Here is a 12,400-nt window from a genome sequence, read left to right as displayed (position 1 = left end):
GCCGCGCAGCGGTCAGGGTGATGGCGGTGACCACGAGGAGCGACCCTCGGGTCAGTGCTGGACCTCTGCAACCGGGGCTCTTGGGCCGGCTCGCCGAGATCAAGCCCACCCGGGCGTGAGCCGGGTGGGCTGAACCTCGGTGCAGGGTTCAGGGGACGACGACGACGTCGCCCACCATCCCCATGTCGTCGTGGATGGCGCAGATGTAGTGGTACGTGCCAGCGGCGGTGAAGGTCACGGTGAACGGGACCCCGGGAGCAAGCACCCCGCTGTTGAGGTCGCCGCCGCCGTAGTGGGTCGGGTCGCCGGACGGAGCGAGGACAGCGAGTCCGGGCGGCTCCTCGCCGAACGTGACTGTGTGCGGCGCGCCGGGCCCGGCGGTGGAGAACGACACAGTCTCTCCCACGTGCACGACGACGTTGTCACGGACGAACCGGGAGACCCCGAAGCCTTCTCCGTCGATCCCGACCAGTACCTGTGAGCCGGTGGTGGCGTACGCCAGCTTGGCCTGGTGATAGGCGGTGCGTCCGGCGAAGAGCGCTGCCGCGGCCTCGTGGTTGCCGGCCCGGTTGTAGTCCTGCTGGGTGTACGGGTAGGCAGTACCGGCCGCGCGGACGTGCACGACGCCGGTCATCATCACGCCGTGCAGCAGGCAGTAGTACGTGAAGTCGCCGGTCGCCGTGAAGGTCACGTCGTAGCTGGACGCCGGGTCGGTGAAGACGAAGATCGGCTGGGTGGCGATGATCCCGGAGTTCGTGTACGCGGTGCCGTCGTAGCTCGAGGGGCCCTGAGGCATCGTCTGCGACGGGTCGAACGGGTTGAACTCGGGGAGTGAGGTTCCCGGCGCGAGGAACGTGACGGTGTGCGGCTCGGCGCTTGCCGCAGTCCAGTGGACGGTGTCGCCGACGTCGACCCAGACCTCCTTCGGCAAGAACCTCATCGCGGTGACGGCCATGTCAGGCGACTCGGCGCCGACGCGGACCTGCCAGGTAAGAGGGCCTTCGATCGCTGCCGAGGCGCTAGATCCCAGGGCGACGGGAACGGCCAGTGCTGTGACGGAGACGACGGCCAGTGCCAGCCGACGCAACAGGGATTTCCGGTGCATGTCGTGCTCCTTGGCGGGGAGTCCGCGGTCGCGGTCGCGGCCGCGGTGGGTTCTCGTGTCAATCACCCGCGGGTGTCCCACTGCTTCAAGGTAGGCGCTTCATACCGCTTTGGGTAGATTCGTCAACAACGGCAGAACCCCGCCATCTATCGGCGAAGGTCACAGGTCAGGGCGCGACAGTCAGGGCGTGATCGGCTCGGCCAGCGCTGCGCGCAGGACCGCGTCGTCCCCCACGATCTCGACGCCCCCGTCGTCCGGTGACCTGCGGCGCCACAGGATCAGGGCCAGGACGGACGCGGGCGCGCGCACGTGGACGACCGCCGGGCCGTCGTCGGCGGTGTCGAGCCGCCACGTGCGATCGGCGTCGGACGCCGTGAGCTCGATCGCCGACGGCAGGCGCGGCATGCGCCCCCTGCTCACCTGACGCGGCTGCATCACGGTCACGACCTCGTCGACGGTGTCCGCCCACACCTCGGGCCGCACGTCGAGCCCGAGGCCGCCGGCCGTGCGCAGGTCCCAGAGGTGCACGAGCGTCTCGTGCAGCTGGCGTCGCCGCCAGAACGACGCCGGGCCCCGGCCCAGCAACGTCGACCCGATCGCGTCCGGCCCGAGCTCGACGAGCGTGTCCCGCAGCTCGGTGGCGCACGCGCGGTAGAGGTCCTCGAGCACGAAGGGCCCCTGCCCGAGCGGCTTCTCCCGTGTGCTGCGGGCCTTCGCGGCCGCCCAGTGGTGGACCCGCGCGAGGTGCTCGACGAGGTCGCGCACGCGCCAGTCACCGCACCACGGGACGGGGGTAGCCGGGTCGACGTCACCGATCGTGGCCAGGAACATGTCCTGGACGACGACGAGGTCCGCCAGGTGGTCCAGGCGAGCGTCGGGCGTGGTGCTCATGCGAGCAGAGCCGCGACGGCGGCGACGACAGCGAGCAGCGGCAGCGTCCCCTGGGTCGCGGCGGCCCGCGCCATGGAGCGCTCCGAAGCGACGAGAACAAGTGCCGCCGCGAGCATCGACCCGCACGATGCCAGCACGAGCGCGAGGCCGACCCCGTGCTGCCCGGTCGCCGCGACGACGGCGCCGATGAGCGCGACGATGCCGAGGAACAGGTTGTAGAAGCCCTGGTTGTACGCCCATGGGCGGACGACCGGGACGTCCTGGCTGCGGACCGCGAAGCGCGCGTGGATCGACGGACGGTCGAACAGCACCGACTCCATGACGAAGATCCACGCGTGCAGGAGACCGGCGAGGACAGCGAGGACAACGGCTGCGATGAGCATCCGGGCAGTATGTCGCGGATGGACCGGGGTCGGCGCCCCCTGCGCGGCCGACCCGTCAGGCAGCCAGTCCGTGCCCGACCTCGAGGGCAGCCAGCTGGCCGTTCAGCTCGGCCAGGTCGGCGCGGATGCTGTCGGCGTTCGCCTCCCAGACGAGGGCTTCCGCCTCCATCCCCCACACCTCGGCGTAGCCGCGGGCCCGGAACATCGCCAGGCTCAGGCGCACCGTCGTGTCGCGCACCCGTGCCCGCAGCAGCGCAGCCTTCTGGGCGGCGTCGCGCGAGTCGTCGCGGTCGACGGCGAGCGGGTTGCTACCCGCCTGTGTGAGCGTTCTCATGACTGGTACATCGGCGGCCGGGACCTGTTCGGTAGAGGTTGCAGACCCGCCGCGCTGAGCGGGTCGAGTCACCGCGGCAGGCTCTTCTCGGCGCGCCCGATGATCTCCGCGAGCACGTCCGGCTCGTAGACGTCGCCCGCGTCGACCGGACCGCCGTCGTGCTCCGCCCACTGCCAGTGCGGGGTGACGGGCTGCACGGCGCCGGCAGCCCCGATCCGCAGGTCGAGCACCGCCGCGTACTGGTACCCGAAGCGCGCCTGCAGAGCTCGTGCGCGACCGAAGTCGCCGGCGGCCGCCTTGTCCACGTCCACGTCCGCGCGGTCGGTCGCGAGCTCGAGCAGCAGCAGGTTGTGCTCGGGACCGAGCTTGCCCCGGTGGTGGACGATCAGGTCCGGGATGCGCCGACCCTCGTCGTCCACGAGCCGCACCGACTCCTCGAGGTGCATGCCCGACCGGTTGTACTCGCAGTCGATGTCCCAGGTCTCCTCGACCATCGGTCGCAGGTACCAGCCCAGGTGGAACGCCACGGCCCGCTCGCTGGGGCGGCTCGTGCCCGCAGCCAGGCTGAGCAGGGACCACTCGTTGACGATCGTGGTCGTCAGCGCGATGCGGACACGGTTCTGGAGGTCGGCAAGTTGCATGTGCTGACGATACTGGCCAGATCGGCGCCAACGACGCGAAGCTCTTGGCAGCCAAAGGGATCTCGCCCGCACGCTTGAACTCCCGGACGTCGGCCCACAACGCCTCGGTCGTCGCGGCCGCCGCCGTCCTCGTGCCTGCCGCCAGGCTCGAATCGATGCCGACATCCCGCCCGGCACGACTCCTCACCTGCGAGCCAATCCGGATCACCGCCAGGCTCAGCGTCAGCGACCGATCCTCGACCATCGTCTCGCTGACCAGCCGCATCGCCCGGGCACGCAACTCGTCCGGGTATTCCGTTCCGCGGAATCAGACCAGGCGCGAGACCCCGCGACGCATCACTCGCCGCCCAGCCTGAGGGGCCGCGCCGCGAGTCCTCACCTCCAACTGGAATGCGGGTCGTACCCTGCAGCGAGGAGGGCGCAGTGGACCAGGGCTTGCTCGATTGGAAGGGGCTTGACCAGCCGAAGTTCGATCGGCTCGTTGAGCTATTGATCTACCGGATGCACCGAGACTCGCCAGGGGTCCGCGTTGAAGCGCTTGACGGACGCGGCGGCGACGGCGGGATTGACATCGGCGTCTACGTCGATGCCGCGCTGAGCCACGTCTACCAGTTGAAGTTCTTCCCCGAAGGCATGTCGGGTGGTCACAGGCAGCGCCGCGAGCAAGTCCGAAAGTCCTACATCAGGGCCGCGATGCTCAGGCCAACGAGGTGGACGCTGGTGACCCCAGGAAACCTCACAGCGCAGGAACGCCGATACGTTCGAGGGCTCGCAAAGAACGACCGCATTGTCACCGCGGCGATGGGGCGAGTTGAGCTCGACCACGAGATCAGCAAATGGGACGACCTGCAGCAAGCGTTCACGCGCGAGCCGCTTCTCGACGCGCTGAAGTCCGTGGGCATGGCGAGTGCGGCACTCGCGACTCCCTCCGACCTTCACAAGCAAGCTTCGGCATTCGGGACTCGAATCGATGGGCGCAGCGCGTACTGGGGTACGGCTGTCACCATTGACGGCCCGAACGTGACATCGGTGCTGCACGCGAAGCATCCCCAGGCAGCTGAACTCGAGCCGCTTCTGGTCGAACTCGTGGCCGACCCGGCAGCGCTTCACCCGGACACTCGCAAGCAACTCGACGACTTCTTCGGCTATGGCCTGGGCAAGAAAGTTGCGCTGCCGTCTGACGCAGTTGCCTCCCTGAAGTTGACCGGGCCGGAGTGGTTCGCAGCCGAGTACGCGAGGGACGTGTCGATCGAGCTCCACAACCCGCGCCAGGCAATGGAACAGCTCGACGTTGAACTGCGGGAGATCGGAGACAACAATCGGGTTGTCTCGTCGTGGCGAGGCACTGTCACCGGAGGCGGCGTCGGGACGTCGGGCAGTGCGCTGCTGATTAGCGTTCCTGGTGGCATCCAGCTCACGTTCAAGCTACCCACGGACGCGAGCGCTGGTGGGCGCGTCAACGTCGCTCGAGGACCGTTCGACGCGGGCCCACGAGACACGCTTCGAGCGTTCCGCCTTCTTCACAGGATCGAATCGCGCGCACGCTTCGACCTTGCACTCAATGGTCGAAGGGTGCTCCGTTTCACTGTCAACGACGGCACCTACGTTGCTGAGGGCGACGCGTACTGGCAGCAGGTCGCGGATGACCTGGTGGTGATCGAACGAGAGCTCGATCTGGACCTTCGCATGCCGATGGAGCTGACTGGTGAGCAGCGCATAAGGATCCGTTCCGTTCGACTGCTTCTCGATGGTCGCTGCGTGCTAGTTCCGGGAATGTCGTCAGCACAGGCCACGCTCACGGGCACACACGACAAAGACATCGAAACGTTCCTCACCGAGCCCGAGGGGATCCTCATCATCGACGGGGCTTTCGGTTTCGAACTGGACGGCACCCAGATCAGCCTCCCTGGCGTCAAGGTCTTCCATCCGCGCGTTCGCGCAGCCAACGGTTCCGACGCCCTCGACCAGTTGCGTTCCGGCGCAGGCGCAGGCTTCGTCCTTCACCTCGAGCCCGTCGATCAGACTCCGTTTCGGTCGTTTGTATCTGACCGGTGGACCGACGACACTGCACCGTTGGTGCCCTCGCCGCTCGAAATCCCTGGCTTCGACGAGCACCCAGCAATCGCTGCCATTGTTGCTGAACCGGCATCGTAAGCCGGCTGAGTTGAAACCCTTAGCTCGGCGCACTGATAGGTCTGACATCCCTCTTGCCGCGAAGTAGATCGCACGGCGGCTCTTCGGACTTCCGGTGGGTTGTCGGTTCGCCGGTGAGCTCGGTCCATGCTGCTTCTGATATGGGGCGGCGTTCGACGCGTCTCCCGATCTGCCGGAGTCAGCCTTCAGGTGGCGGCGGCGGGCGTGCCCGTACTCGTGTCCGCAGTATTGCCGTGATGGTCCGTCGTCAAGAGGTGGCCAAAGACCGCATTGAACGACAACTCCCAAGCGGCAGTTTCCTCCGCTGTGGCTGCGGTCGCGACGTCGCCGTTCACAAGCGTTGATCCCGCGTCGGGTCCCCAGAGGATCACGTGCACGCCTGGCTTGATCTGTGGAGACAGGCTGGCCTGTATGTCGAGGCCTTCCTTGTAGGCGCGCTCGAGTGCACGCCGAGTGCGGACCACGCCCGCGAGTTTCGTGACGCGTCCGACTTCCTTGCCGTCATTTCGCTTGAACTCGTCGACCCAGCGATCATGCCGACGGATACGGTAGTGCGTCGAATGTGCGATACGGTGCCTCTCGTTCAAGGCCGATTTGGCTGTGGAGACCCAACCGTCGATGGCGAGTGCCGACGCTCGGCCCAGCGACCACGGGGGGACACCCTTTGCGCGCACATCGTCCTTGATGCGGTCGAGCGCCTGAGTGGCGGACGGCTTGCGGGCGTCAGGAAAGCCCAGCGCACCTTCGCTGATGCGGTAGGCGAGGTCTTCGAGGCGGGTCCCGACAACAACGACTTTTCCGATCTCGAGCTGAATGCTGGTCGGGACGCCCATGTAGTCGTCGTCACTCATAGGCGCGAGGATGCCACGACGACGAGCCCGTCCAGCGCAACTTCGAGCGAACACTCGCAGTCATAGCGACTGTGCGGGCGGACGGGTTGTGGATCTGGTCGATTTCCTTCTGCACGGGGATCACCTCGAGCCCGGCGATCGTCCAGCCGATCTGACTTCGGTCCGGTCGGTTCGGGGTGCCTCCGGTCGGGCAGAAGCGATACGCACCAACGGGCTACTGAACGACCTGGACGTGCTCGGGTTTGAGAGAGCCGTGATGCTCCTATCTGTGTCAAACGGTCGCGAGGAGCTGTTGGTAGGCGGTGGCGAGTTGGGCGTTCGGGCGGATGCCGCGTTCGAGTTCGGAGATCCGGGCGGGGCAGGTGCCCAGTCGTGTTGCGATGTCGGTGAGGGTGAGGCGGAGCTGCTGGCGCGCGGCGCGGAATTGACGTGCGTCGGGCACGGGGTCGGGGTGAACGAGTAGGTGCCAGACCTGCCGGGCGATCGAGCGTTTGAGGCAGCGCATGATCTCGCGGCCGGTCTTTCCCTCGGCGCGGCGGCGCGCGGCGTAGAGGCCCGTTCCGGGGTCGGTCGTCATGCGTACGAGCGCGATCTGGTGCAGGGCGGCGTTGGCTTGCCGGTCGCCGCCGCGGTTGAGGCGGTGGCGGTTGGTCTTGCCCGAGGAGGCGGGGATGGGCGCGGTGCCGCATAGTGCGGCGAACGCGGCCTCGCTGCGCAATCGTTCGGGGTTGTCGCCGGCGGTGACCAGCAGCTGCGCCGCGGTGACGGTCCCGATCCCGAATGCGGCGCGTAGCGCGGGGTTGGCGGAGTCGACGAGGGCGGCGAGGTCCTGCTCGAGCTCGTCGATCTCCGCGGCCAGGTGCTGGTAGCGGCGGGCGAGGTGTCGTAGTCCCTGACCGGTCGCGGCTTGCACGCTGGTGATCGCGGGCCCGGGGCGTGTGGCTGCCAGGGTGGCCATCAGGTCCTCGTTGCCCGTGATGGCCGACCACCGGGTGCGGACCGGCTCGGGTGCGGTGACCAGTAGCGACTTGACCTGCCGCAGCAAGGCGGTGCGGGCCTTGACCGCCGAGCGTCGCACGGCGAGCAGGACACGGACTTGCTCCACGAGCCCGTCGCCGTCTTTCGGGATGGGCAGCGCCTCGCCGGCGAGGACCTGCCGGGCAGCGGCCAGGGCGTCGATCGGGTCGGACTTGCCCCGCCGCCGCATGGCACGCTTGGGACGGATCACCTCGGCGACCTCGATGCCTACCCCGCGCAGGTAGCGGGCCACGCCGGCGCCGTAGGAGCTCGTGCCTTCCACCCCGATGCGGACCACGTCGCCGAACGAGATGACGAACTCCAACAGTTGCCGGTAGCCGTCGTCGGTGGCCGTCACCTGCCGGTCGCCGAGCACAGCCCCCGTGGCTGCGTTGAGGACCGACACGTGGTGGGTTGCGGCGTGAGTGTCGACACCCGCGACCACCGTGATCGCGGTTGAAGCAGTGAACGGGTCGATCAGGACCGTCATGATGGTGCAGCGCCTTCCTGCCGCAGGAGCGCACCGAACCCGGGTCGGGCAGACAAGACGTTGATGGGACTCTTCGTCAAGCTCGTATGAAGTCATGCCCATCCCGGGCGCGGCGCCTGGACGAACCTCGTCGACGGGTGGACAGATCACGTCCAAGGCAACCCGACGGAGTGCCAGTCAAAGCCAGGGTCACACCCGCCGACGAGGCACCTTCATCATCAACGTCAACGCCGGGCGAATATTGACCCCCTGGTGCTGGGCGGATTCTGGGGCGGATTCGAGTCATCGTCGCAACGTTGACGGTGTTCATCGTGCCAGTGCGGGGGTGAAGACGTCGATCGGGGCCTTCCATCCGAGGGTTCTGCGGGGCCGATTGTTCAGGCGCTCTTCGACGTCTCGCAGGGCCTGGGCGTCGTAGATGTTGAGGTCGGTGCCCTTGGGGAAGTACTGGCGCAGCAGGCCGTTGGTGTTCTCGTTGGTGCCACGCTGCCAGGGGCTGCCTGGTTCGGCGAAGTAGATGCCGTCCGTGAAGTGGTCGGCGAGCAGGTCGTGGCGGGCCATCTCCGAGCCCTGGTCCCACGTCAACGTCCTGCGCACGTGTTCGGGCAGGTCACCCAGGGTCGTGAGCATGCCAGTGACCAACTGGTCGGCGTTGTGTCCGTGCGGGAGGTGCACCAGGCGCACGTAGCGGGTGGTTCTGTCCACCAGCGTTCCGATCGCCGAGCGGCTCATCCGGCCCACGATCAGGTCCCCTTCCCAGTCCCCGACCCGGGCCCGTTCGGCCACGATCGCCGGGCGGTGCTCGATCAAGACCGAGGGGACCACGAACCGGATCTTGCGCCGGTCGGGGCGCCGTCGGCGCTTGCGCAACGGGCGACCGGTCCGCAGCCGGCGGGTCAACGTCCTGCTCAGGCCGCTGCTGCCGTTGTAGAGAGCCTGGTAGATCGTCTCGTGGCACACATGCCACGCCGGTCGGTCGGGGTAGGTCAGACGCAAGTGCGCGGCGATCTGTTGCGGGCTCCACTCAAGCTTCAGCTTGTCCTGGACGACCTGCGCGAGCTCGCCGTCAGCGAGCAGCCGACTGCCTCGCGGGCGCCGCGTCCGGTCACGAGCACGGGCATGAGCCAGGTCCCCGTCGTAACGGTCGCCATCGTGGCGGAGCATGTTGCGGACCAGCTCCCGGCTGACCGTCGAGGGCGCCCGGTCCAGGCGCCGCGCGATCTCCCGCACCCCCAGCCCCTGACCCCTCAGCGTCGCGATCCGCTGACGTTCGAGCAACGACAGGTACCGGTGCGAGCGGGCCGCGTCCTCGAGCCGGCCCGGCGGCACGCCGCCGCGCTCAGCTCGCCATCGGTATCCCGTCTTGCGGGTGATCCCCACCCGCCGACACGCCTCCACGGTTCCGGCCCCTGACGCCAACAGCGCCCAGTACCGAGTCTCGACATCGAGCTGCCGCTTGCGACCTCGTCGACCCATCTCATCCACACCCCTCAACTACCAGGAGTGGGGGCTTGACCCCCGGTGGTGGACACGCGGTGGGTTTCACGCGGCGGTGGCCAGCGTAGCTGCGTAGTGGGTGTTCTCGTAGGTGATGGGGCTGAGGTAGTCGCAGTAGGAGTGGCGGCGGCGGGTGTTGTAGCGGGTGATCCACGCGAACACGACCCGACGTGCGGTGGTCGCGTCGGGCCACCCGTGGGAGCCGGCGAGGGTCTCGCGCTTGAGGGAGGCGTTGAAGGACTCGGCCATTGCGTTGTCCGCCGAGGTCCCCACGGCGCCCATGGAGCGGGTCACGCCCAGCCGCTCGCAGAGCGCGGTGTAGTCCTTGGCGACGTACTGACCGCCGTGGTCGCTGTGAAAGATCGCCCCGGCCAGCGACCCGCGTTCTCGGGCGGCTGCGCGCAGGGCGTCGGCGACCAGGTCGGTGCGCATGTGGTCGGCGATCGACCAGCCGACCAGGCGCCGGGAGTAGCAGTCGATCACGGTGGCCAGGTAGAGGAACTGCCCGGCCCCGCAGGGCAGGTAGGTGATGTCCCCGACGTACTTCGTGTTCGGTGCGTGGGCCGTGAAGTCACGCTCGAGCAGGTCCGGGACCAGCTGGCCGTCCGGGTCGGGCACGGTGGTGCGCACCCGTCGGCGCAGCCGGATCCCGGCGATGTGATGGGCGCGCATCACCCGGGCGACGCGCTTGTGGTTGACACGCTCCTGCTCGCCGGCGCCGTCGTTGAGCTCGGCGGTGATCCGCGGCGCCCCGCACGCACTGTCGGTGGCGTGCACCGCGGCGATCCGGGTGACGTCCCGCTGAGTGGTGGAGTTTCTCGACACCGTGCGGGTCAGTGCTCAGATCATGCCGTGAGGAGTTCGGTGTGGTCCACCTCCTGGGTCGTCAGGGTCATGGTGGCGAGTTGGGCCATGGAGTTCTCGGATAGGTAGCGGCGGTCGGTGGCGGCCCATTCGTCGTGGGCCTCGACCAGGACGGCGCCGGCCAGGCGCAGCAGGGCGGCGGGGTTGGGGAAGACCCCCACGACGTCGGTGCGGCGTTTGACCTCCTTGTTCAGTCGTTCCAGGGGGTTGGTCGACCAGATCTTCTTCCAGTGGCTGGCGGGGAACGCGGTGAAGGCGAGCAGGTCCTCGCGGGCGTCGGTGAGCATGTGCCCGACCTTCGGGTGGGAGCGGGTCAGCATGGTCGCGATGACTTCGAACTGCTCGGCGACGTGGGCGGCGTCGGGTTGGGCGAAGATCGTGCGGATCGCGGCGGCGACCATCTCGGCGTTCGTCTTGGACACCGCGTCGAGGACGTTGCGGGTGAAGTGGACCCGGCAGCGTTGCCAGGACGAGCCGAGCAGGACCGAGGCGATCGCGGTCTTCAGGCCCTCGTGGGCGTCGGAGATGACCAGCGCCACACCGCCCAGCCCGCGGGCCTTGAGCGAGCGCAGGAAGCTGGTCCAGAAGGCGCCGTTCTCGGAGTCTCCGACGTCGAAGCCGAGGACCTCACGGTGCCCGTCGGCGCGGACCCCGGTGGCGATGACCACGGCCTGGGACACCACCCGGCGCCCGACCCTGGCCTTGCAGTACGTCGCGTCCAGGAACACGTAGGGGAACCCCGCGTCGGCCAGGGACCGGTCACGGAACGCCGAGACCTCCTCGTCCAGGCCCGCGCAGATCCGGGAGACCTCACTCTTGGAGATCCCGGTGTCGGCCCCCAGGGCCCTGACCAGGTCGTCGACCTTCCTGGTGCTGACCCCGTGCAGGTAGGCCTCCATCACGACCGCGAACAGTGCCTGGTCGACCCGGCGGCGCCGCTCGAGCAAGGACGGGAAGAACGACCCGGTGCGCAGCTTGGGGATCCGCAGGTCCAGGTCCCCGGCCGTGGTCGTCAACACCCGGTCCCGCGACCCGTTGCGCAACGCCGTGCGGGCCTGCGTGCGCTGCCAGGGGCCGGCGCCGATCACCGCGGTCGCCTCGGCGTCGATCAGCTCTTGATACAGGTGCTCGGTCGCGGTCCGGATCCGGTCGCTGACGTCGGTGTCCTTCAATGCGGCGAGCAGGTCGAGCAGGGCAGACTGGTCCATAGCCATCGTGCGATGTCCTTCCGTGAGTTCCCTAGTCCGGTCTCACCGACCATCGCACGATGGCCTTCTCCGTCGTGGTCACCACGACGAAGAAGATCGAGAACTACACCACCTCACGGGACGCCACCGCGATCCGCGCGGCCAGGGCCGCATCGGCCGTCTGGCGTGCCGCGCGGGCCGGGGCTGCGGACAGCCATTTGTAGAACGAGGACCGTGCGACCTGAACGACCTGGCACAACCGCTTCACCTCGAAGGTGGACTGGTGGTCGGCGACGAACTGGAAGCGGCTCACCAGTTCGTCTCCCCGGCGAAATACTTCGCCGCCGCGCGCAAGATCTCCCGCTCGGTGCTCAGCTTGCGCTCGGAGTCCTCCAGCTCACGCACCCGCGAGCGAAGTCGCACGAGCTCCTGCTCGGGTGTCTCACCCGGCGGCGGGGCCGTCGATGCCGGCCGGGACTGCCCGCGGATCGCCACCCCAGCGGCCTTGATCCAACCCGACAGGGTCGTGTCCATGATCCCCAGATCAGCCGCGATCCCCGCGACCGTCGCTGTCGGCGTCGAGCGGTACAGCTCGACCGCATCGCGGCGGAACTCCGCCGAGTACGTCTTCCTCGCCATGATCAGATCTTCTCGCTTCCTCCAGGCCAGACCTGGAATCAGCGTGTCCACCCTCAGGGGTCAAGGCCCGTGTTGCGACGAGCACCAGAATCCGCCCGGCGCCAGGGGGTCATCTTTCACGCGGCGTTGACGTTGATGATGAAGGTGCCTCGTCGGCGGGTGTGACCCTGGCTTTGACTGGCACTCCGTCGGGTTGCCTTGGACGTGATCTGTCCACCCGTCGACGAGGTTCGTCCAGGCGCCGCGCCCGGGATGGGCATGACTTCATACGAGCTTGACGAAGAGTCCCATCAACGTCTTGTCTGCCCGACCCGGGTTCGGTGCGCTCCTGCGGCAGGAAGGCGCTG

The 12,400-nt window shown here is 68.1% G+C and carries 10 protein-coding genes and 2 pseudogenes; 1 reads left to right on the top strand and 11 read right to left on the bottom strand.

Translation table 11 applies throughout. The features are described from left to right. Window positions 1–148: 148 nt before the first annotated feature. The 5 genes from DDP54_RS09870 to DDP54_RS09850 all read right to left on the bottom strand — a co-directional run bounded on the left by DDP54_RS09870 (window position 149) and on the right by DDP54_RS09850 (window position 3,354). On the bottom strand, window positions 149–1,105 hold the full coding sequence (locus DDP54_RS09870; protein WP_109131584.1) for a plastocyanin/azurin family copper-binding protein: 957 nt from the start codon (window positions 1,103–1,105) through the stop codon (window positions 149–151). A 180-nt stretch (window positions 1,106–1,285) separates the two neighbouring features. Then, window positions 1,286–1,996 (bottom strand): maleylpyruvate isomerase family mycothiol-dependent enzyme, encoded by a 711-nt coding sequence (locus DDP54_RS09865; protein ID WP_109131583.1) that lies wholly within the window; start codon window positions 1,994–1,996, stop codon window positions 1,286–1,288. Continuing rightward, the gene (locus tag DDP54_RS09860) at window positions 1,993–2,379 is read right to left on the bottom strand and encodes a DUF1304 domain-containing protein (RefSeq protein ID WP_109131582.1); all 387 of its coding nucleotides are present in this window, start codon (window positions 2,377–2,379) and stop codon (window positions 1,993–1,995) included. The genes DDP54_RS09865 and DDP54_RS09860 overlap by 4 nt, the downstream gene beginning before the upstream one ends. A gap of 55 nt (window positions 2,380–2,434) precedes the next feature. Next, a complete protein-coding gene (locus DDP54_RS09855) occupies window positions 2,435–2,713 on the bottom strand; it encodes a hypothetical protein (RefSeq protein ID WP_109131581.1) in 279 nt (92 codons plus the stop codon). Window positions 2,714–2,781: 68 nt separating this feature from the next. After that, window positions 2,782–3,354, bottom strand: a complete 573-nt coding sequence (locus tag DDP54_RS09850; RefSeq protein ID WP_109131580.1) for a hypothetical protein — start codon at window positions 3,352–3,354, stop codon at window positions 2,782–2,784. A gap of 423 nt (window positions 3,355–3,777) precedes the next feature. Between DDP54_RS09850 and DDP54_RS09845 the strand changes: the two genes are divergently transcribed. Next, window positions 3,778–5,508, top strand: a complete 1,731-nt coding sequence (locus DDP54_RS09845; protein WP_109131579.1) for a hypothetical protein — start codon at window positions 3,778–3,780, stop codon at window positions 5,506–5,508. A gap of 185 nt (window positions 5,509–5,693) precedes the next feature. Here the strand turns inward: DDP54_RS09845 and DDP54_RS09840 are convergent, their stop codons facing one another. The 6 genes and pseudogenes from DDP54_RS09840 to DDP54_RS09810 form a co-directional block, all read right to left on the bottom strand. After that, a complete protein-coding gene (locus DDP54_RS09840) occupies window positions 5,694–6,359 on the bottom strand; it encodes a hypothetical protein (RefSeq protein ID WP_109131578.1) in 666 nt (221 codons plus the stop codon). A 457-nt stretch (window positions 6,360–6,816) separates the two neighbouring features. Further along, a pseudogene (locus DDP54_RS09835) lies at window positions 6,817–7,866 on the bottom strand (IS110 family transposase); the annotation flags it as partial. Window positions 7,867–8,172: 306 nt separating this feature from the next. Further along, window positions 8,173–9,246, bottom strand: coding sequence for an IS30 family transposase (locus DDP54_RS09830; RefSeq protein WP_242448329.1), 1,074 nt, complete (start codon window positions 9,244–9,246; stop codon window positions 8,173–8,175). Between the two features lie 162 nt (window positions 9,247–9,408). Then, window positions 9,409–10,200, bottom strand: coding sequence for an IS3 family transposase (locus DDP54_RS09825; protein WP_109131576.1), 792 nt, complete (start codon window positions 10,198–10,200; stop codon window positions 9,409–9,411). 8 nt (window positions 10,201–10,208) lie between these two features. After that, window positions 10,209–11,441: an IS256 family transposase gene (locus DDP54_RS09820; RefSeq protein WP_109130386.1), complete on the bottom strand. Its 1,233-nt coding sequence runs from the start codon at window positions 11,439–11,441 to the stop codon at window positions 10,209–10,211. A 124-nt stretch (window positions 11,442–11,565) separates the two neighbouring features. Next, a pseudogene (locus DDP54_RS09810) lies at window positions 11,566–12,053 on the bottom strand (transposase); the annotation flags it as partial. Window positions 12,054–12,400 lie beyond the last annotated feature (347 nt).

This window comes from Cellulomonas sp. WB94, from assembly GCF_003115775.1.
Taxonomy (GTDB): domain Bacteria; phylum Actinomycetota; class Actinomycetes; order Actinomycetales; family Cellulomonadaceae; genus Cellulomonas_A.
The sequence above is the reverse complement of the archived record's forward strand: the minus strand, read 5'-3'. Positions and strand labels throughout refer to the sequence as shown.

Excerpts from the sequence above, each read along its gene's own strand:
- DDP54_RS09870 (WP_109131584.1), bottom strand. The coding sequence starts at position 1,105 with ATGCACCGGAAATCCCTGTTGCGTCGGCTGGCACTGGCCGTCGTCTCC.
- DDP54_RS09865 (WP_109131583.1), bottom strand. The coding sequence starts at position 1,996 with ATGAGCACCACGCCCGACGCTCGCCTGGACCACCTGGCGGACCTCGTC.
- DDP54_RS09860 (WP_109131582.1), bottom strand. The coding sequence starts at position 2,379 with ATGCTCATCGCAGCCGTTGTCCTCGCTGTCCTCGCCGGTCTCCTGCAC.
- DDP54_RS09855 (WP_109131581.1), bottom strand. The coding sequence starts at position 2,713 with ATGAGAACGCTCACACAGGCGGGTAGCAACCCGCTCGCCGTCGACCGC.
- DDP54_RS09850 (WP_109131580.1), bottom strand. The coding sequence starts at position 3,354 with ATGCAACTTGCCGACCTCCAGAACCGTGTCCGCATCGCGCTGACGACC.
- DDP54_RS09840 (WP_109131578.1), bottom strand. The coding sequence starts at position 6,359 with ATGAGTGACGACGACTACATGGGCGTCCCGACCAGCATTCAGCTCGAG.
- DDP54_RS09820 (WP_109130386.1), bottom strand. The coding sequence starts at position 11,441 with ATGGCTATGGACCAGTCTGCCCTGCTCGACCTGCTCGCCGCATTGAAG.